15 protein-coding genes and 1 tRNA gene are annotated in these 19,829 nt (G+C 60.4%); 13 read left to right on the top strand and 3 right to left on the bottom strand.

The features are described 5' to 3' along the window. The first annotated feature begins 5 nt into the window (after positions 1 to 5). The 11 genes from J2S76_RS22925 to J2S76_RS22875 all read left to right on the top strand — a co-directional run bounded on the left by J2S76_RS22925 (position 6) and on the right by J2S76_RS22875 (position 14,866). Entirely contained in the window at positions 6 to 143 is a 138-nt protein-coding gene (locus tag J2S76_RS22925) for a DUF3768 domain-containing protein (protein WP_307064434.1), read from the top strand. A 133-nt stretch (positions 144 to 276) separates the two neighbouring features. Next, positions 277 to 429: a hypothetical protein gene (locus J2S76_RS22920; RefSeq protein ID WP_307064433.1), complete on the top strand. Its 153-nt coding sequence runs from the start codon at positions 277 to 279 to the stop codon at positions 427 to 429. 90 nt (positions 430 to 519) lie between these two features. Then, positions 520 to 717 (top strand): type II toxin-antitoxin system Phd/YefM family antitoxin, encoded by a 198-nt coding sequence (locus J2S76_RS22915; RefSeq protein WP_307064431.1) that lies wholly within the window; start codon positions 520 to 522, stop codon positions 715 to 717. Continuing rightward, the gene (locus J2S76_RS22910) at positions 714 to 2,225 is read left to right on the top strand and encodes a type I restriction-modification system subunit M (protein WP_307064429.1); all 1,512 of its coding nucleotides are present in this window, start codon (positions 714 to 716) and stop codon (positions 2,223 to 2,225) included. The genes J2S76_RS22915 and J2S76_RS22910 overlap by 4 nt, the downstream gene beginning before the upstream one ends. Further along, positions 2,222 to 3,724: a type I restriction-modification system subunit M gene (locus J2S76_RS22905; protein WP_307064427.1), complete on the top strand. Its 1,503-nt coding sequence runs from the start codon at positions 2,222 to 2,224 to the stop codon at positions 3,722 to 3,724. The genes J2S76_RS22910 and J2S76_RS22905 overlap by 4 nt, the downstream gene beginning before the upstream one ends. Beyond that, positions 3,717 to 4,664, top strand: coding sequence for a restriction endonuclease subunit S (locus tag J2S76_RS22900; RefSeq protein ID WP_307064426.1), 948 nt, complete (start codon positions 3,717 to 3,719; stop codon positions 4,662 to 4,664). The genes J2S76_RS22905 and J2S76_RS22900 overlap by 8 nt, the downstream gene beginning before the upstream one ends. 231 nt (positions 4,665 to 4,895) lie before the next feature. Continuing rightward, positions 4,896 to 5,033, top strand: a complete 138-nt coding sequence (locus J2S76_RS22895; protein WP_307064424.1) for a hypothetical protein — start codon at positions 4,896 to 4,898, stop codon at positions 5,031 to 5,033. After that, on the top strand, positions 5,033 to 8,575 hold the full coding sequence (locus tag J2S76_RS22890; RefSeq protein ID WP_307064422.1) for an HsdR family type I site-specific deoxyribonuclease: 3,543 nt from the start codon (positions 5,033 to 5,035) through the stop codon (positions 8,573 to 8,575). The genes J2S76_RS22895 and J2S76_RS22890 overlap by 1 nt, the downstream gene beginning before the upstream one ends. Positions 8,576 to 8,577: 2 nt before the next feature. Further along, positions 8,578 to 9,540 carry a hypothetical protein gene (locus tag J2S76_RS22885; RefSeq protein WP_307064420.1) on the top strand — a complete coding sequence of 321 codons (963 nt, stop codon included), beginning with the start codon at positions 8,578 to 8,580 and terminating at the stop codon, positions 9,538 to 9,540. Between the two features lie 1,128 nt (positions 9,541 to 10,668). Then, positions 10,669 to 12,087: a restriction endonuclease gene (locus J2S76_RS22880; RefSeq protein ID WP_307064418.1), complete on the top strand. Its 1,419-nt coding sequence runs from the start codon at positions 10,669 to 10,671 to the stop codon at positions 12,085 to 12,087. A gap of 133 nt (positions 12,088 to 12,220) precedes the next feature. Next, positions 12,221 to 14,866 carry a TrlF family AAA-like ATPase gene (locus J2S76_RS22875; RefSeq protein ID WP_307064416.1) on the top strand — a complete coding sequence of 882 codons (2,646 nt, stop codon included), beginning with the start codon at positions 12,221 to 12,223 and terminating at the stop codon, positions 14,864 to 14,866. Positions 14,867 to 15,208: 342 nt separating this feature from the next. On the opposite strand, the gene J2S76_RS22870 is transcribed toward J2S76_RS22875, so the two are convergent. Both J2S76_RS22870 and J2S76_RS22865 read right to left on the bottom strand, forming a co-directional pair. Further along, positions 15,209 to 16,417 (bottom strand): tyrosine-type recombinase/integrase, encoded by a 1,209-nt coding sequence (locus tag J2S76_RS22870; RefSeq protein WP_307064414.1) that lies wholly within the window; start codon positions 16,415 to 16,417, stop codon positions 15,209 to 15,211. A 167-nt stretch (positions 16,418 to 16,584) separates the two neighbouring features. Beyond that, positions 16,585 to 16,669: transfer RNA gene (locus tag J2S76_RS22865), tRNA-Leu, on the bottom strand. 254 nt (positions 16,670 to 16,923) lie between these two features. Between J2S76_RS22865 and J2S76_RS22860 the strand changes: the two genes are divergently transcribed. Continuing rightward, complete coding sequence (locus J2S76_RS22860; protein WP_307064411.1) at positions 16,924 to 17,946, top strand: complex I NDUFA9 subunit family protein; 1,023 nt, start codon at positions 16,924 to 16,926, stop codon at positions 17,944 to 17,946. 76 nt (positions 17,947 to 18,022) lie between these two features. Here J2S76_RS22860 and J2S76_RS22855 read toward each other — a convergent pair whose 3' ends face one another. Beyond that, positions 18,023 to 18,829: an undecaprenyl-diphosphate phosphatase gene (locus J2S76_RS22855; protein ID WP_307064409.1), complete on the bottom strand. Its 807-nt coding sequence runs from the start codon at positions 18,827 to 18,829 to the stop codon at positions 18,023 to 18,025. A 260-nt stretch (positions 18,830 to 19,089) separates the two neighbouring features. On the opposite strand from J2S76_RS22855, the gene J2S76_RS22850 reads away from it, so the two are divergent. Beyond that, positions 19,090 to 19,829 (top strand): SH3 domain-containing protein (locus tag J2S76_RS22850; protein WP_307064407.1); only part of this gene is annotated, 740 nt, incomplete at its 3' end.

Genomic DNA, 19,829 nt, shown 5'->3' with positions numbered 1-19,829 from the left:
GCGCTATCGCCCTGGATGGCCTCGGCCGCATTTTCTGGAAGATCGACTATTGCGACCCGACCCTGACCTTCGGCAGCGAAGACCCCGCCGACCCCGCCCGCACCCGCCGCGTCCTCACCATCATGCTCGCGGAGGAGTATTGAGGCGTCGAGGGGTGGTGCCGCGGCACGCTGGTGAAGGCGCTGGCCCGCGCCTTCCGCTCGAAACGGATGCTCGAGTCGGGTGAGTTCGCTACCATCGCCGAACTGGCCGAGCGGGCGGATAGCGACGTCCTACATGACGCGCATCCTGCGCCTGACGCAGCCCGAGCCTGGCATCATTGAGGCGGTTCTCGACGGACGGCAGAGCGATGTCGTTACGCTTGCGCGACTTATGGACCCGTTCCCGATCAGCTGGATCGAGCAGAAGAACACCTTCTTCGGCACCTGACCATCTCACGGCACAATCTCACGCCACTGTTGCTATTGCTTCATTAGGCCAAATTGGCCAAAACTGGTGAAGGCATTGGCGGGGAGTCGAATGCAGACCCTTAGCGCGAAAGACGCGAAGTACGGCTTCGGACGGTTGATCGATCTCGCCCGAGCCGAGCCGGTGGCGGTGGCCAAGCACGGGCGGACTGTCGTCGTCGTGCTGGCGGTCGAGGAATATGAACGGCTGAAGGCGGTCGAGGCCGGCGTAGCTCCCAAAGCCCTTGGTGGCGCTCAGAGTGAAGAATGAACGATTCGTTGAACAATGGTCTGCAATTGAAATCTGCGATGTGGGACGCGGCGAATACTCTTCGCGGCTCCGCTGTCGATAGGACGGATTGGAAAGGTTATATTCTTCCTTTGCTGTTCTTCAAGCGCATCTCCGACGTTTGGGACGAAGAGACGGCTGAGGCTCGGGATATCTATGGCGAAGCGGACCCCTCCCTGTTTGCGGAGGTGCACCGTTTCGTGCTGCCTGAAGGCTGTCACTGGAACGACATCAGGGAAGTTCCCGCCAACGTCGGCGCGGCCCTCCAGAAGGCCATGCAGGAGGTCGAGCGGGCCAATCCGGACACGCTGTTTCGCGTATTCGGTTCGGCGGACTGGGGCAACAAGGAGAAGTTCTCTGACGAGTTGCTGAAGGATCTGATCGAGGGGTTCTCGGAGATCGGACTCGGCAACACCACCGTCAGCACCGACGTGCTCGGCGATGCCTACGAATACCTAGTAGGCAAGTTCGCCGACGTCACCCGCCGAAACAAGGCAGGCGAGTTCTACACGCCGCGCAGCGTCGTTCGCATGATGGTCGAGATCCTCGATCCGAAGGAAGGTGAGAGCATCTACGACCCCGCCTGTGGCACAGGCGGCATGCTGCTTGGGGCTATCGAGCATGTAATGCGCAAAGGAGGCGATCCGCGCACCTTCTACGGGAAGATTTATGGCCAGGAGAAAAACCTGACGACCGCCGCGATTGCACGGATGAACCTGGTTCTTCACGGTATCGAGGACTTCCAAGTGGCCCGCGAGGACACCTTGCGGAACCCGGCCTTCACGGATTCCAGCACGGGTGGGATTGCCACCTTCGACTGCGTCATCGCGAACCCGCCATTCTCGCTCAAGGAATGGGGGCGCGACCTGTGGGAGGTCGACCCTTGGGGCCGGGCGCAGTACGGCATCCCGCCTGAGAGCTATGGCGACTACGCCTTCGTCCAGCACATGATTTCTTCGATGGCTCCGACCGGGGACAGCCGAATGGCGGTCGTGTTGCCGCAGGGTGCGCTGTTCCGGAAATCGGCCGAAGGTTCGATCCGGCAGGCCCTGCTTGAGAAGGACATGGTCGAGGCGGTCATCGGCCTTGCGCCGAACCTTTTCTACGGGACGCAGCTGGCTGGATGTGTCGTCATACTGCGCCGTAAGAAGCCCGACGACCGCAAGAACAAGGTACTGATCATCGACGCCTCGAGCCTGTTCCGCAAAGGCCGGGCGCAGAACTTCCTCGATCAGGAGCACAGCGACCAGATCGTCGCCTGGTACCGCGCCTTCGAGGATGTCGAGGATCGCGCCAAGGTGGCGACGCTGGACGAGATCAAGAAGGAAGGCTGGACGCTGAACATCTCGCGTTACGTCCTGCCGCCCATTGGCCAGGACATACCGCCGCTGCCAGAGGCTGTCGTGTCGTTTAAGACCGCGCTGGCCGATGCCCGGGCGGCCGAGGATCACCTGCGCAAGGTCTTGGTCGACGGAGGGTGGCTTCAATGAGCGGGCTGACCCAACGCGAACTCGAAAGCTATCTCTGGGGCGCTGCCACGCTGCTGCGCGGACTCATCGATGCCAGCGACTACAAGCAGTACATCTTCCCGCTGATGTTCTTCAAACGCCTGTCCGACGTCTGGGATGAGGATTACCAGCAGGCCCTCGACGAAACCGGTGATGAAGGCTACGCGACCGCAACCGCGAACGATCGCTTCGTGATCCCCGAAGGCGCGCATTGGAACGATGTGCGCGCCGCGCCGCGCGATGTAGGGCGGGGGCTGCTCTCGTCCTTCCTGGCGATCGAAGCCGCGAACCCCGAACGCCTTCAGGGCGTCTTCGGCAACGCGAACTGGACCGACAAGGGCCAGACACCCGACAGCACGCTGAAGAACCTGATCGAGCATTTCTCCAAGCACGACCTGACCCTTGCCGCCGTGCCGGAGGATGAGCTTGGCAACGGCTATGAATACCTGATCAAGAAATTCGCCGACGACAGCGGCCACACCGCGCAGGAGTTCTACACCAACCGCACCCTGGTGCATCTGATGGCGCAGATGCTGGAGCCGCAGCCGGGAGAGAGCATATATGACCCGACCTGCGGTACCGGCGGCATGTTGATCTCGTGCCTGGCCGAGGTGAAACGGCGCGGCGGTGACATCCGCACCACCGGCATTTATGGGCAAGAGTTGATCACCATCACGGCCGCCATCGCGCGGATGAATCTGGTCATCCATGGCGTGGACGATTTCCACGTCGCCAGCGGCAACACGCTGGCCGCGCCCGCCTTCGTGCAGGGGGACCGGCTGCGCACCTTCGACGTGGTCCTCGCCAACCCTCCCTATTCCATCAAGAAATGGAACCGCGGCGCATGGGAGCAGGATTCCTGGGGCCGCAACTTCCTTGGTACTCCGCCGCAGGGACGGGCGGATTATGCCTTCTTCCAGCACATCCTGTCGTCGATGGACCCGAAGACCGGACGCTGCGCGATCCTGTTTCCGCATGGGGTGCTGTTCCGCAATGAAGAGGCAGAGATGCGGCGCAGGCTGGTGGAATCCGACCGGGTCGAATGCGTGCTGGGGCTGGGGCCGGGGCTGTTCTATAACTCGCCGATGGAGGCCTGCGTGGTGATCTGCCGGTCGCAGAAGCCCGACGCCCGCAAGGGGCGCATCCTGTTCGTTGACGCAGTGGCCGAGATTGCGCGCGAACGGGCACAAAGCTATCTGCGGCCAGAGCATAAGGCGCGCATCCTGTCGGCCTATCATGCCTTCGCTGAAGATCCCGGTTTTGCCGCGGTGGCGGAGGTGGCCGATGTGCTGGCCGCCGACGGCAACCTGTCGATTGCGCGGTATGTGAAGCGGCCCAAGGCTGCGGTCGCAGGTGGTGGCGCCACGCTGGCGGCGACCTGGGCGGCGTTTGACGAGGAAGGGCGCGAGTTCTGGTCGGGCATGGACGCGTTGGTGGACATGCTCGACGGACTGACGCCTGCGGAGGAAGCCGATGCTTGAGCGACCGGTTTCCAAGGCGGGGTGGACGCGCGTGGCCTTTGGCGACGTGGTGCGCCTATCGAAAGCGCGCGTGGCCGATCCCGAGGCGGCCGCGATCGAACGCGTCGTCGGGCTGGAGCATATCGAACCCGGCGATCTGCGTATCCGGCGTTGGGGTGACGTGGCCGATGGCACGACCTTCACCACGCTGTTCAAGCCGGGGCAGGTTCTGTTTGGCAAGCGCCGCGCCTATCAGCGCAAGGTGGCGGTGGCGGATTTCGTGGGGGTCTGTTCCGGCGACATTTATGTGCTGGAACCGGCGACCGACCGGCTGATGCCCGAACTACTGCCGTTCCTGTGCCAGACCGACGCCTTCTTCGATCATGCCGTCGGCACCTCGGCCGGGTCGCTGTCGCCGCGCACCAACTGGACCAGTGTGGCAAGCTTCGAGTTCCTCCTTCCACCGATCCAAGAACAGGCGCGATTGGTGGAGGTCATGAATGCGGGTCGAAGCGCCACCGAAGCGACCGCAAATCTCCTATCCCGGCTGCGTGAACTTCGAGCTTCAGTGGTTCTTGCTGTTACTGGTGGTGATAGTTCCGATGCCGCGGAACTGGTTCGGCTGGGAGAGGTTTCGAACGTCGTTCGTGGTTCAACCCCACGGCCAGCAGGCGACCCGCGCTATTTTGGTGGCAACCACATTCCCTGGATTACCGTTGGGGAGATCACCAAAGATGACGGGGTATATCTGGAATCTACTGAGACGCAACTAACCAAACTCGGGGCCAGCTTCAGCCGCCAACTTCCTACGGGCACGGTTATTCTGTCGAATAGCGGTTGGACGCTAGGGGTACCTAAACTCTTGCGTATTACCGGCTGTGCGAATGACGGTGTTGCAGCGTTTCTTGACCTTGATACGAGAATAAATCCGCTATTTTTGTATTTCCGTCTTTTGGGATGACAGAGTATTTGCGCAATGTAATTGCTGCCGGAGGTGACCAACCGAACTTGAACACCGATCTAATTTCGAAGCTGACGATACCGCTATTGAATCTTGATCAGCAGGCCGAGGCGGTTGCGCAGGTAAATGCAGTTCAGGACGAAATAGACAAAACAAAACGCAGGTTAATTGTTCAGCAGGAGCTGTATCGCAGCTTGGCAGGCACCGCATTGGTTTCACGGGAGTAACTGGATGACCTGCCCCCAAACCAACACCATCGAAGCCCATCTGCGCGACCTTCTCGCGGGCACGGCCTCGGCCCGCCCCGCGCAATTCTCCATCGGCCTCAATTGCGGTGGTCTGAAATTCTATCAACGGCTGCCAATGTAATGTCGACGCGCCCGCCAATCCCTGTCGAAACACAACGGGACTTGATGATTGAGTGCGGGCATCGCTGCTCTGCGTGCGGGGAGACTGTCTCGCTCGAGAAAGCGCATATCATCCCGTGGTCAGCCACAAAGGACCATTCATTCGAAAACCTAGTGGTTCTCTGCAGCGTCTGCCACAAGCTTTCCCATGATCAGAAGTGGGATACCAAGACGCTGGAGGGTTACAAGAAAAAGCCTTGGGTAGCCCGCTACAAAGGCATCCCGGCTGATTTCGGCCCAAAACAGCTCGTAACCTTGAAGCTAGACACGACCAAGGACGACTACGAGAGGGACAAGGAGCGTATTCTTGTAGCGATTGCCGCGGTTATCGACGCTTCGCCGAAAGACGTACTCACCGTGTCCGTGAAACAGGGCAGCATTCTTCTGACCGTTGCGGTTCCTGCTGATGGAGCCAGCAGACTGCTGCATTCGGCAGAAACGCAAACTAAACTGCGGGTTCTGTTGGAGCCGATCAAGATGGCTGGGGTCGAACCTAGCGCGGAAAGCGCATCATTCCAGGGAGAACGCGCCCGTCGCATTGCCAGCTTCAATGAAGAGAACACCGTTGAAGCGCATCTGCGCGATATCTTGGCTGGTCCTTCGACCTTACGTCCTCGGGAGTTCTCGGCTGGCTTGGCCCGCGCAGGCGGCAGAGTCGCGGGCCTGGGCTGGCACTACGTCGCCCCTGCCGACCTTTCTCGCCAGCCGCAAGAGGTCTTGGTCGAACCCCATCTGCGCGACGCCCTGATCCGCCTGAACCCCGACATTGCCGCCAACCCCGGCCGGGCCGATGACGTGCTCTACCGCTTGCGCGCCATCGTTATGGGTGCTCGGTCCGATGGTTTGGTGAAGGCGAACGAAGAGTTTGCCGCTTGGGCGCTTGGCGAGCGCTCCATGCCCTTCGGCGCGAATGGCGAACACGTCACCATCCGCCTGATCGATTTCGACAATATCGAGAAGAACAGCTACGTCGTCACCCAGCAGTTCACCATCCGCGCAGGCAAGACGGAAAAGCGCGCCGATCTGGTGCTGTTGGTCAACGGCATTCCGCTGGTCCTAATCGAGGCTAAGACGCCGGTGAGATCCAGCCAGAGCTGGCTCGACGCCGCCTTGCAGGTGCATGACGACTACGAGAAGAATGTGCCTGAACTGTTCGTGCCCAATGTCTTCTCGGTGGCGACCGAGGGCAAGGAATTCCGCTATGGCTCGGTCCGGATGCCGGTCGACATGTGGGGCCCTTGGCGCGACGGCGACGGGCCGCAAACGATGGGTGCGGTGGAAAAGGCCGCCACCTCGATGCTGCGACCGGCAATGGTGCTGGATATGCTCGACAGCTTCACCGCCTTCGCGACGCAGAAGGGCAAGCACCGCATTAAGATCATCGCCCGTTATCAGCAGGTGGATGGCGTCAACAAGATTGTCGCGCGGGTGGTTGCGGGCCAGCCGCGGAAAGGGCTGATCTGGCATTTTCAGGGGTCAGGCAAGTCTCTCCTGATGCTGTTTGCTGCGCGCAAGCTGCGGCTGCATCCGGCGCTGAAGAACCCCACGGTGCTGATCGTTGTGGATCGGATCGATCTCGACAGCCAGATCTCGGGCACGTTCTATGCCGCCGACATGCCCAACATGGTGCGCACGGAAAGCCGGAAAGAACTGGCCGATTTGCTGGCCAAGGACGCGCGGAAGGTGGTGATCACAACGATCCACAAGTTCGCCGAGGCCGAAGGCGTTCTGAACGATCGCGACAACATCATCGTGCTGGTGGACGAGGCGCACCGCACACAGGAAGGCGATCTGGGCCGCAAGATGCGCGACGCGCTGCCAAACGCGTTCCTGTTCGGCCTGACTGGCACCCCGATCAACCGCTCCGACAAGAACACCTTCTATGCCTTCGGCGCCGACACGGACGAAGGCGGCTACATGAGCCGATATGGCCTGAACGACTCGATCCGCGACGGGGCGACAAAGGAGCTGCATTTCGAGCCACGGCTGGTGGACCTGCACATCGACCAAAAGGCAATCGAGGAGGCCTATGCCGAACTGACGCAGGGCTTGACCGACGAAGACCGGGATCGGCTGGGCAAGGCGGCGGCCAAGATGTCGATCCTGGTAAAGGCACCCGCTCGCATCCGCGCGATTTGCGCAGACATCGCCAAGCATTTTCAAGAAAAGGTCGCCCCGAACGGATTCGCCGCTCAGGTGGTGACGTTCGACCGCGAAAGCTGCCTGCTCTACAAGCAGGAACTCGACAAGCTGCTGCCGCCCGAGATTTCGGACGTAGTGATCTCCGTGAACAGCAACGAGCCGGAATACGCGCCGTTTAAACGCGACCGGGATGCCGAGGAGAAGCTGCTCGACCGCTTCCGCGATCCGAAGGACCCGCTGAAGATCATCATCGTGACGTCCAAGCTGCTGACCGGCTTCGATGCGCCGATCCTGCAGACGATGTACCTGGACAAGCCCTTGCGCGACCACACGCTGCTTCAGGCGATCTGCCGCACGAACCGCCCCTATGGCGAGCAGAAGACGCATGGCCTGATCGTCGACTACCTCGGCATCTTCGACGACGTGGCGCAGGCACTGAAGTTCGACGAGAAGGGCGTGCAGAAGGCGGTATCGAACATCGCCGAGCTGATCAATGCTCTGCCTGCCGCCCTGCAGAAGTGCTTGGCTTACTTCGCGGGCGCGGACCGGAGCCTGACCGGATACGAGGGCCTGATCGCCGCGCAGGAATGCATCCCCAACAACGATCTACGCGACGCCTTTGCGGCCGATTTCAGCGTGCTGGCGCGGATCTGGGAGGCGCTGTCTCCTGATCCGGTGCTGACACAGTACGAAACCGACTATCGCTGGCTGGCGCAAGTCTACGAGTCACTGAAGCCCTCTAGCGGCACAGGGCGGCTGCTTTGGCACCGGCTTGGCGCCAAAACCATCGAGCTGATCCACGAAAACGTCCGGGTCGACGCGGTGCGCGACGACCTGGATACGCTGATCCTCGACGCCGAATTACTCGAAGCCGTCCTCGGAAACCCGGACCCCGAAAAGAAGGCCAAGGAAATATCGGTCAAGCTGGCAGGTCGGCTGCGGAGGCACGCAGGTGATCCGAAGTTCAAGGCGCTGGGCGAACGCCTGGAAGACCTGAAGAACCGGCATCAGCAGGGGCTTCTGCTGTCGATCGACTTCCTGAAGGAGCTTCTGGCGCTGGCGAAAGACGTGGTGAAGATTGAGCGCGAGACGCCGGAAGAAGAGGATATCGACCGTGGCAAGGCGGCGCTCACCGAGTTGTTCGAGGAAGCTCGGAACGGCGACACGCCCGTGATGGTGAAGCGGGTCGCGGACGACATCGACGAGATCGTGCGTGCGGTCCGTTTCGATGGCTGGCAGGCCACGCACGCCGGTGAACGCGAGGTAAAGAAGGCGCTTCGCCAAACCCTCTTCCGCTACAAGCTGCATCAGGACGCCGAGCTATTCGAGAAGGCATACGGCTACATTCGCGAGTATTACTGAACATGAAGGAATTGCTCGACAACGCGGTGCTTTCGATCGAGCTCGGAGTTGAGGACTACCAGACAGGCGACGAGCGTCGTGTGCTCTCCGCCATCCGGAACCTTTACGCCGGCGTCCTGCTGCTATGCAAACAGGTGCTTTGGAACGAGTCGCCGCCAGGGACAGACGGCTCCCTGATCTACAAGGATCTCGTTCCGCGAAAGATCGGTGGCTCCGTTCTCATGGTGCCCAAGAAGCCAAACCGCAACACGGTTGACCGACAACAGATCGAGGAGCGTTTCAAGGAGCTGGGGCTCAATCTCGACTGGTCAAAGCTCCAAGAGCTTGCTCGGATCAGAAATGATGTCGAGCATCTGTTCACGACGGTGAAGCCTGCGATTGCGAAAGAAGCTCTTGCTTCGGCCATGCCAGTCATCGAGCAGCTATTGGTGGGGCACCTTCAAGAGGAGCCCGCACATCTTTTCAAAGATGGTGTCTGGAAGGCGCTTCTTGAGAATAAGGATGTTTTTGATCAGCAGCAGGGGAGATGCATTGAATCGTTCCGGAACATAAACTGGGAGTTTGAGACCCTCGTTGAGGCGGTCACAGAACTCAGATGCTCGAATTGTGGATCCTCTCTCGTTCGGCAGATTGATTCCGCCAACCGGAGCTTCGAGGCAATGGAGATCGATTGCGCGGAGTGCGGCGAGGCGTTGGATCGTGAGGATGTTTTCGAGGCTGCAATCGGCGAGTCTGTGGCAAGCGACGCATACATCGCCATGACGGACGGCGGAGAACCGCCAGTCACCACCTGTCCCGAATGCCATCGTAAAAGTTGGGTAAACGGAGAAGGTTGTGTCCTCTGCCTAGGCGCTGATCTGACATGTTCAATGTGCGGAGAAGAGTTCAATCCAGACGACTTCAACTATGACGCCGGCATGTGTTCATACTGCGCATGGCGAATGGACAAGGTCATGCGCGAGTAGCTCATCCGGGTTCTTCACTGTCGCCACCCGGCAAAGTTCGATTTCTGTTCCACGCGGCAAATGCCCGTGAGGTGGAGGTGCCGGGTCATCCCTCCGAAATGTTTCAACAATATCAGATTGCTAAGAGAAATTCACCGAATCGGCGCAGGCAACAGGTCCAGAGAATACCGGCCTTTAGAGACGGCTTCCGGGACTCCAAGCGGACAAGCCCCGAAAATAACAGAAAAATCCGACCGCACCCGGATCGGGAGAACACTTTCGTGGGAGCAAGTGGCGGATCGCTTGGGATTCGAATACATGCGCCCCATAAATCTGCTGGCGCTCGACTGCTCCACAGTGATGTCGGGTTCGGGAAGCCTCAAGTGTCAGTGGAATGGCCGGAATGGGGGCGCAAAGCGGACGTCACTGAAAGGGCAGTCGAGCGACAGCAAAGGGGCAACACCGGTACGCGGGCAAAGGTCGGCTCAAAGTTGTGGCAGCATCGCCGAAAAACAGGTGTTTTGCGACATGCGACGTCTTTCTGAATGTGGCCGGCAGCGACCGCCTGCGGAAGTGGCCGGAAATCCCTGCCGAATTGACTTGATGGCCAACAACGTCATGCGAGGGTTTGTCGGCGGCTCGGCTGCGGGATGGTGGCTGATCCGGGCTAGCGCCTCGGCAACGACGCACGGCGAGCAAGCGGCCGCGCGCCCTGCGGGCGAAAGGCTCAACGGCTCAGCTGCGGTGCACGCCGAAATGGTCCCCTCCGAACTGCACCTCGCCCACGCCACGGGTACCGGCCGCGCGGTCGCCGCAGAGTGTGAGCCGTGAGCCGCTGCCTATGATTCCATTCTCCCCTCGATGCACCTTGTCAGCGACGTCCGCATTGCGCCCCCGATGTCGGCCATAGAGGCCATTATCGCGCATGCCCGGAAGCAGACATCGTCTCGCCGTACTCCACGCTGCGGAAGGCCACCAGAGAAATACGCATGCCAGATAAGACGCGGCATGAGATCAATTAATGTAATTTTCGCTCAAGGAAATCTGACTATTCCATCTGCGTTAGAGGACTGCATAAAATCATTATGGCTGGATTCACTAGAAAAGCGCCTACTCATGTCGCGCATCTGCATGTCGGGGAGGGAAATCGTGGACTTTAAGGAACTACCGCAAGACGGGCAGGCGTTTGAGCAACTTGTTCGTGAACTTCTATTCAGTAACGGTCTTCACGTCGCGTGGAGTGGTAAGGGGCCTGATGGTGGGCGCGATTTGATATGCACCGAAACAATAGATAGTCACTTCGTGAGGTCGACAAGAACTTGGCTGGTGCAATGTAAGCACAAAGCTCACAGCGGGGACAGCGTGGGAATCGCAGAGCTCGACAACATCGTAGACTCATGTACGCATCATCACGCGACGGGTTACATTCTTGTCTGCTCGACGCAACCGTCGTCTGCAGTCGTGAATCGACTCGAGAGTGTGACCAACAATCCAGCGAATCCAGTCACGGCCACCTATTGGGACGGTGTTATGCTGCAGCGTATGTTGTCGGGACCGCGTTTATGGGCCATCGCACAACGCTTCATGCCAAAGTCCTGTGGCGAGTGGCAGATTTATGCCACTGAGGCTCCCAATGATTTCGTTGCACATCACAAGGGGTATGTGTTCCATTTGTCCAATCGAATTGGATCGAGGGTGGACTATCACCTTCCCAGAATTAGCCGACGAATCGAAGAAATCGAGACGATTTATTTTCCAAAAGACCACTTCATCAGGCCGCGGTCAGTTTGGTATAATGATAAAAGTGGCGAATACGTTTGGTATGTCGACTACATGCGCCCTCATGATGAGAAAGCTGCTTACACAAAGGCGATGCTAGCAGATATGTTGCATGATGGCTGGGCCCTGGAGGATGGCCAAATGTATCGCTGGGATATTAAGCTCGTAAAGTATTACGCGCACAGCGATCATTATGACAGTGATCACTACGACTACTACACCCGGTACCTACCGAACTTTATCAGTGGAACGCGTCGTGAAGCGGAAGTGGAAGTGGAAGAGTATTGGCAGTCTGCTCAAGAGGTAAGATTTTTCGAAAAAGAGGCCATTGATCTTCGGCATTCCGCCTTCAACGCGATGGTCGATGCTTTCAAACGCGTGCCCTTTCTAGCTGTAGTACGGAGCATAAACGCTTCCTGCGAATCCGTTGTGAAATTGGAAAGACGGTTCGATTGGAGCGACCTCGCTGACGAGCTCGATTTCCAGTTCGACAACGTTTTCACCGCGACCCTCATTCTTGACGTTGAGGACGTAAATGCGTTTTTCAGTCTCCTTGAGAAATTACCCAATGACGTTATGCGTCACTTCCGAGCTTCCCGAGTCTACATCTTCCTACCAGAGACAGGCTTGGATACCGGCGAGGACGAGTTCCTTTTCGATGTTCGCTTCACGCTCCATCCAGCAGTGACCAAGAGCCAACGGTCGACGAGGATAGCTTTCAATGAATATTTCGCCGAGATTACCGCGATCCTGGAACAGCAATTTCCGGTACCGTCGACCACGCCCTAATTCTAAATATCAACAGGTTCAATCCGCCCCCAATCTTTCAGTCTCGGCCGACAGCGGAACGGTCTCGGATTCTGGCCTCTACCCACAGTGGCTTGGTCCTCGGGGAGAGATGTCTCGTATAAGGATATAGAGTTTGGGCGACGCAATTCAAAAACTCTTCGAGCATGGCGCGCAATGGGTGCGGGCAGACTTCCATCTGCACACAAGGGCGGATAAGGAGTATCGCTACGATGGTGACGGTGATCGCTTCATTGCAGCCTACATCGACGCGTTGGAGGCGGCTGGAATTCGGCTCGCCGTCATCACAAACCATAACAAATTTGACGCGAATGAATTCAAAGCGCTGAGGAAACGGGCGCGCAAGGCAGAGATCGGTGTACTGCCGGGCGTGGAGCTATCGGTCAAAGATGGCGCGAACGGGGTCCACACTCTCGTTGTATTTTCCGACGCTTGGCTGGCCGACGGCCAAGATTATATCAATCAGTTCTTAGGCGTTACATTTTCTGGCAAAGTTCCCGCGCACTACGAGCAGGAAAACGGACGGAGCAACGATGACCTCATTGCAACGCTGAAAAATTTGGAATCCTATAACCGCGACTTCTTCATTATCTTTGCTCATGTCGAGGCCAATAGCGGCCTGTGGAAGGAGATCGGCGGCGGACGGATGGAAGAGCTTGCCGCCGAGCCGCTCATTCAGAAATACGCCCTTGGTTTCCAAAAGGTGCGAACGCATGACAAGCCCGATGCAGTATGTCGTACGAAGGTTAAGGGCTGGTGGGGCGATCACTACCCAGCCGAAGTCGAAGGCTCGGATGCCAAAGCGATTGAAGAAATCGGCAAGGGAAAGAAGGTCTATCTCAAGCTCGGCGATCTTGGCTTCGATGCCGTCAAGTTCGCCCTCGCCGATCACAGCTTTCGCGTCTCGCCAGAGGTCCCGGCGGTTCAACATTCCCATGTCAGCGCCATCCGCTTTGAAGGGGGGCTCTTGGACGGCAAGCGCGTCACCTTCTCCCCGCATTTGAATTGCTTGATCGGCATCCAGGGTAGCGGCAAATCCTCGATTCTTGAGAGCGTGCGATACGCACTCGATATCCCCTTCGGAGAGAAGGCGCAGGATAAGGACTACAAGAATGGGCTGCTGCCGCATGTCCTTAAAAGCGGTGGCAAAGTCGTTGTTGAGGCGACTGACCGGCACGGCGGGCGTTTTGAGGTAAGCCGTATCTGGGGGCATTCGCCCGATGTGTATGTTGATGGTACGCTGCGGCCGGGCGTCTCGATTAAAGAAACGATCATCGCCAAGCCTCTCTATTTTGGACAGAAAGACCTTTCTGCCGCCGGAAAGGGCTTTGGACACGACCTCATCGAAAAACTTGTGGGGGATAGCCTGAAGTCAGTCCGGCAAAAAATCGCGGAACGGTCAGGCGAGCTCAAAACAGCGATAGAAAGCTTCAACTCAGTCCGCAGCGATGCCGAGGACAAGCAGGCGCTGGAGGATGAACTCAAAGACGTAGAGTTCAACCTAGAGCATTTCGACAAGCATGGCATCAAAGACAAACTCGAAAAGCAACTGGCCTATAGCGAGGACTTGACCTACTGCCAGGGCATCGACGAGGCCACCCAGGCCTGGCAAAAGGCCGTTGACGATATCGCGACCAAGGCCGAGGACGATTTCAAGTCGGTCGAGCCCCATTCCTCCGAGCACAACGCCGATTTTTTCGCGCGCTATGAAGCAAAGGTGCAGGAACTCAAGGCAACCGTTGCTTCGGCGAAAACCCTGGCTGCCACGATCAAATCCAAATCCGGCGATCTGGATGCGCTGCGCCAAGAGCTTGAAGGCGTTAGGGACGGATTGAAGGAGGAATTTGCCGGGACGGAGCGCGAATTGGTCAAGGCGCTCGAAGAGCAAGGTGTGACGTCAATCCAGCCGGATGCTTACATCAAGCTCACTCAGCGTAAGCAAGAGCTTGAGGCGCTAATTGCCGAACTTGCAAAGCGGACGGGCAGGGAGAAATCCAAACGCGATGCGATTGTGACGGCGTTGACCTCGCTAAACGATGCTTGGCATGATGAATATAAGCTCATCGCGGCAGCGTTGAAGATCATCAATACATCACAAGGCTCGCTCAGGGTGGAGGCCGAGTTCAAAGGGGACCGCAGCGCCTTCAAGAGTCACATTGATACGCTGCTTCGAGGCAATAACCTGCGCAAGGAGTACTATGACGCGCTCGGCAATACCTATACCGATTTTGGTGAAATTTTCAGAGACCTCGACAAAGCATCTGCCCACGCGAAAGGAAAGTCAGAAGAGTTCAAAAAGCTCTTCATGGAGAACCTATATCAGCTTACTGGCTATCAGGTGCCGAACAACTACGCAGTGACGTATCACGGCAAGGCGCTATCCTCGCATTCTCTCGGCCAGCGAGCCTCGGCCATGATGCTCTTCCTTCTGAGCCAGGAAGGGAATGATCTTTTGCTCATTGACCAGCCAGAAGACGATCTCGATAGCCAGACCGTATACGAGGAGGTGGTGAAGCTCCTTCGCAGACTCAAGCCGAAGCAGCAATTCATCTTCGCAACCCATAATGCTAATTTTCCAGTTTTGGGCGACGCAGAGACTATCGTCACTTGCAGTGCCACCGACGATGAAATCGTCTTATCGGTCGGAAACATTGATGATAAGGCCTGCCAAGCGAGCGTTATCTCCATTATGGAAGGCGGCCCGGAGGCCTTCGAGCGGCGCAAGGCCATCTATCAAATCTGGAAATCCGATGCCGCTTGACCATAGCCAGGAAAAGTTGACTAGACGCAGGAAATTTGAGTGAACGGCGGCCGTCCGTGTCCGCACCAATTTGCGCTGGCGCGACCAATCGCACAAACGTCGCGCGACCAATCTCGCTCGCGTTTCGCCACGCCACTTTTTGAACTGTTTCCCGGCATGCTGCGGCGCGCATAGGTCAACCCTTGCCAGCAGCATGCCACTCGTGAATGTTCGCGCAGTCTTGCGAATGCCTGCTTAGTCGGGTCGGCGGCCGAAACCTGCCAGTCGGCTACCGGCCCCGAAGCGATCATACGAGAGAACTGCCGCGAGCTTCTGCCCTTGGCGCGTCCCTGAACCCGCGCGTCAGCCCTTCCTCGCCGGCACCGTCCTCAACGCATCGAGATAGTCCGCCCACACCTGCATCATACGCACGCGCTCGTCCCAGTACTCGGCGGCGTGGGTATAGGCGCGGCGGATGGCGTTGGCGTCTTGATGCGCCAATTGGCGTTCAATGGCGTCGACGCTCCATTGCCCCATCTCATTGAGCCGTGTCGCCGCCATGGCCCTAAAGCCGTGAGAGGTCATCTCGCCCTTGTCGAATCCCATGCGGCGGAGGGCCGCGTTCAGAGTATTCTCGCTCATCCCGCGATCGTCTGAGCGCAGGCTGGGGAACACAAAGCGGCCCTTGCCGGTGAAGGGGCGAATCTCGTCGAGCACCGCCAGCGCCTGTCGCGCCAAGGGCACCTTGTGCGGCCGACGCATCTTCATCCGCTCGGCGGGGATCGACCAGACCGCGCTTTCCACGTCGATCTCGCGCCATTCCATCAGGCGTAACTCTCCCGGCCGCACGAAAGTGAATGCCGCCAGCTTCAGCCCGGCGGCCGTGAGGACGTTGCCTTGATAGTCATAGATCGCTCGGAGCAGGGCGCCGATCGCGGTCGGCTCGATGATCGCGGAATGGTGTCGGGTCTTCGGCGCGATGAGGGCGCCGCGCAGAGGATGTGTCGGGTCGATCTCGGCCTTTTGAGTGCTGACCGCATAGCGGAACACGCGGCTGCAAATCCCCCGTAGGCGGCGTGCGGTCTCAAAGGTGCCACGCCCCTCCACCTTCTTGAGGAGTTCGAGCACCTCAGCGGGCTTGATCTGGGCAATGGGCCGGGCGCCCATGGCTGGGTAGGCGAAGTCTTCGAGCAGCCAGCGGGCCTTGTTGAGCGTCGCTCCGGCGCGGCCTTCGGCGGCTATCTTGGCAAGGTAATCGTCCGCGAGCGCCTGGAAGGTGTGCTTCGACACGGCGTCGCTATCCGCCTTGTCCTGCTTGCGCTGCGCGGCGGGATCGACGCCAGCGGCGAGGAGGGCCTTTGCCTCGTCCCGCCGCTCTCGCGCATCCTTGAGCGACACAGCGGGGTAGGCGCCGAAAGAAAGTTGCTTCTGCTTGCCGTCAAACCGATAGGCCATTCGCCAAAGCCGACCGCCAGAGGGGCTGACGAACAGGTGGAGCCCGCCGCTATCGGACAGTTTTTGGGGTTTGTCCGTCGCCTTGGCGTTTCTGCAGGCCGTGTCCGTCAGTGCCATGGGTGTTGGCATTCAGTTGGTGTTGGCATCGCTGATGCCAACAAATATGCCAACAAAAGCGTTGGATGCCAACGGATCGCGTTGGACTGTCCCAAACGAAAAAGCCGCTGAAACCAAAAGGTTTCAGCGGCTTTTCGGTAGTCCCAGGACCGTCTCGGACGGTCAAATGGTGCCCAGGAGAGGACTCGAACCTCCACGGTGTTACCCACACGGACCTGAACCGTGCGCGTCTACCAATTCCGCCACCTGGGCATGTGCCTTGCGGCACGGCGGCGAGAGATAGTCGTGTGGACTCCCCCTTGTCAACGTGCCTTTCGCCCGAGATGCCACGAAGCGGTGGAAATCTCGCTCGCCCGGTCCCGCGCCGGTCCGCCCTCAGCCTGCCGGTCCGCCTTCGGGGGCGGTGCGCGCAAAAGCCCGGCTCGCCGGCGCGCGCGGACGCTGGACGCTGCCGCAGCGGCGCGCTAATCGTCGTGGCATGCCACTGCCGGGCCGGGAGACGTCACATGGTCGACACCACGAGGGAATTGCCGCTGGAGAGCGAGGCCGCGCTGGTGCGCCGCGCCGCGCCGATGGAACGGCTGGTGACGGTCTATGGCGGCTCAGGCTTTGTCGGCCGTCATGTGGTGCGCGCGCTGGCGCGGCTGGGCTGGCGGGTGCGGGTGGCGGTGCGCCGGCCGGACCTCGCCGGCCATCTCCAGCCGCTCGGCGCGGTGGGGCAGATCATCCCCGTCCAGGCTAATCTGCGCTACCCCGCCTCGGTGCTGAGGGCGGCGGAAGGCGCCGAGGTCCTGATCAACCTCGTCGGCGTGCTGCATGAAAGCGGCCGCCAGAGCTTCGAGGCCGTGCACGCCTTCGGCGCCAAGCAGGTGGCGCTGGCGGCAAAGGATGTCGGCGCGCGGCTGATCCACGCCTCCGCCATCGGCGCCAGCGCCGATTCGGACGCCTTCTATGCCCGCAGCAAGGCGGCGGGCGAGGCGGCCGCACTGGAGACGGTGCCCGGCGCCGTGGTGCTGCGCCCGTCCATCGTGTTCGGGCCGGAGGATGATTTCTTCAACCGCTTCGCCGCCATGGCGCGGCTTTCCCCGGTGCTGCCGCTGATCGGCGGCGGGGGCACCCGCTTCCAGCCGGTGTTTGTCGGCGATGTTGCCGAGGCTTTCGCCAAGGCGGTGGACGGGCAGGCGCGGCCGGGCACGGTCTATGAGCTCGGCGGGCCGGAAGTGCTGACCTTCAAGCAGCTGATGGAGCTTCTGCTGGCCGAGATCGACCGCAAGCGCCTGCTGGTGCCGATGCCGTCGGGGCTCGCCTCCTTCAACGCGCGTCTGCTGGAAATGCTGCCGAACCCGCTGCTCACCCGCGACCAGGTACGGCTGCTCGGCTATGACAATGTGGTGTCGGAGGCCGCCAAGGCCGAGGGGCGCACGCTGGAAGGGCTGGGCATCGCGCCGACCGCGCTCGGCGCCATCCTGCCGGGCTATCTCTGGCGCTACCGCAAGGCCGGCCAGTTCTCCCGGCCGGAAGCGGCCTGATCTTTTCTACCCCGGAAATCGAAAAGCCGCCGATGCGCCCGCGCCGGCGGCTTTTTTTATGGGCGTGGCGCTGCCTTCAGCCCACCAGCGCCAGCGCCACCAGCCCGGCGCCGCCGACGCCGATGCGCCACCAGCCGAAGGGCGCGAAGCCGTGGCGGGAGACGAAGGCGATGAGGCTGCGCACCACCGCCAGCGCCGCGATGAAAGCGGCAACGAAGCCGACCACGATCAGCGCCGTGTCGTCGGCATTCAGCGCGTTGTGGTTCTTGTAGAGGTCATAGGCGAAGGCGCCGGTCATGGTCGGCAAGGCGAGGAAGAACGAGAACTCCGCCGCCGCCGGCTTGCTGGCGCCCAGCAGCAGGCCGCCGACAATGGTGGAGCCCGAGCGCGACACGCCGGGAATCATCGCGAGGCACTGGATGAAGCCGATCTTCAGCGCCAGTTTCGGCGGGAACGCCATGGCGTCCTCATAGACCGGCTTCATCTTCAGCGTGTCGACCCACAACAGCACGATGCCGCCGAGAATCAGCATGATGCAGATCAGCGCCGGCGTTTCGAACAGCACCTCCTTGATGAAGCCATGGGCGAAGGCGCCGATAACCGCCGCCGGCAGGAAGGCGACGAGAATGCCGAGGACGAAATTGCGCGAGCGCGGGCTCGACGGCAGTGTCAGCAGCACCTTCAGGAAGCGCTGGAAATAGACCACGAGGAGGGCGAGAATCGCGCCGAGCTGGATCACGACCTCGAACACCTTGCCTTCGCTCTCGAAGCCGAGGAAATGGCCGGCCAGCAGGATGTGGCCGGTGGAGGAGACGGGCAGGAACTCGGTAAAGCCTTCCAGCAGGCCGAGAAGGAAGGCTTCGAGCAAGGTGCCGAACGACATGAGGCGCTTTCCGTGGGAGAAGATGTGCAAGGGGCGGGCGCCGCCGCGCGGGGCGGCGCGGGCGCATCCTGTCCGCTTCGCCCGGCCCGCGCAACGTGACGCTGTGGCAGGTGGCGCGGAGGGCTTCGCGACAGCCGCTGGAAATAAACCTGCGTTGCCGTGGCGGCCGAACCGCGGCAGACATGAATCCGCCTCAACTGGCGGGTTCCCTCGATCTTGGTCGGCGTTGCCCGGAAACGGCAGCGTTTGGGGAGTTTTCAATGAAAAGTCTGGTGGCGGGCGCCCTGCTGTGGCTGGCGCTTGCGGGTGCTGCGGTGGCGCAGGACCGTGGTTTTGTAACGACGAATGTCAATTTGCGGGCCGGGCCCGGCACGGATTACCCGGTGGTGGTGGTGCTCGGCGAGGGCGCGCCGCTGGCCATTTTCGGCTGCCTCAGCGACTACAGCTGGTGCGACGTGGCCGTCGACGATGTGCGCGGCTGGGTCGCGGCGGCCTATATCGAGACGGATTATCGCGGCCGGCGCGTGGAGTTCTACGACTACGCACCGACCATCGGCGTGCCGATCGTCGCTTTCAGCTTCAATGATTACTGGGGAACCTATTATCGCGGCCGGCCCTGGTATTCGACCTATGACCGCTGGGGCCCGCCCTACCGGCCGGGTCCCTATCCCGGCCCGCGACCGGGGCCGGGACCGGGCTGGGGCCCGCCGCCTCCTGGCGGCTGGGGTCCGCCGCCTCCCGGCGGCTGGGGCCCCCGTCCGCCGAACTGGGGGCCGGGCCATCCTGGCTGGGGCGGTCCAGGCCGGCCGGGTGGTCCCGGAGGTCCGGGCGGACCTGGCGGTCCCGGTTGGGGCGGACCGGGCAAGCCGGGTGGTCCCGGAGGTCCGGGCGGACCTGGCGGTCCTGGTTGGGGCGGTCCGGGCAAGCCGGGTGGTCCCGGAGGTCCGGGTGGACCTGGTGGTCCCGGTTGGGGCGGTCCGGGCAAGCCGGGTGGTCCCGG

The organism is Ancylobacter vacuolatus, from assembly GCF_030813595.1.
Classification (GTDB): Bacteria; Pseudomonadota; Alphaproteobacteria; order Rhizobiales; family Xanthobacteraceae; genus Ancylobacter; species Ancylobacter vacuolatus.
This window is presented reverse-complemented; position numbering and strand designations above follow the sequence as displayed.

What these genes read in the sequence shown, in the direction of transcription:
- J2S76_RS22915 (WP_307064431.1), top strand. Translation starts at nt 520, where the DNA reads ATGCAGACCCTTAGCGCGAAAGACGCGAAGTACGGCTTCGGACGGTTG.
- J2S76_RS22910 (WP_307064429.1), top strand. Translation starts at nt 714, where the DNA reads ATGAACGATTCGTTGAACAATGGTCTGCAATTGAAATCTGCGATGTGG.
- J2S76_RS22890 (WP_307064422.1), top strand. Translation starts at nt 5,033, where the DNA reads ATGTCGACGCGCCCGCCAATCCCTGTCGAAACACAACGGGACTTGATG.
- J2S76_RS22920 (WP_307064433.1), top strand. Translation starts at nt 277, where the DNA reads ATGACGCGCATCCTGCGCCTGACGCAGCCCGAGCCTGGCATCATTGAG.
- J2S76_RS22885 (WP_307064420.1), top strand. Translation starts at nt 8,578, where the DNA reads ATGAAGGAATTGCTCGACAACGCGGTGCTTTCGATCGAGCTCGGAGTT.
- J2S76_RS22855 (WP_307064409.1), bottom strand. Translation starts at nt 18,829, where the DNA reads ATGTCGTTCGGCACCTTGCTCGAAGCCTTCCTTCTCGGCCTGCTGGAA.
- J2S76_RS22895 (WP_307064424.1), top strand. Translation starts at nt 4,896, where the DNA reads ATGACCTGCCCCCAAACCAACACCATCGAAGCCCATCTGCGCGACCTT.
- J2S76_RS22905 (WP_307064427.1), top strand. Translation starts at nt 2,222, where the DNA reads ATGAGCGGGCTGACCCAACGCGAACTCGAAAGCTATCTCTGGGGCGCT.
- J2S76_RS22860 (WP_307064411.1), top strand. Translation starts at nt 16,924, where the DNA reads ATGGTCGACACCACGAGGGAATTGCCGCTGGAGAGCGAGGCCGCGCTG.
- J2S76_RS22900 (WP_307064426.1), top strand. Translation starts at nt 3,717, where the DNA reads ATGCTTGAGCGACCGGTTTCCAAGGCGGGGTGGACGCGCGTGGCCTTT.
- J2S76_RS22870 (WP_307064414.1), bottom strand. Translation starts at nt 16,417, where the DNA reads ATGGCACTGACGGACACGGCCTGCAGAAACGCCAAGGCGACGGACAAA.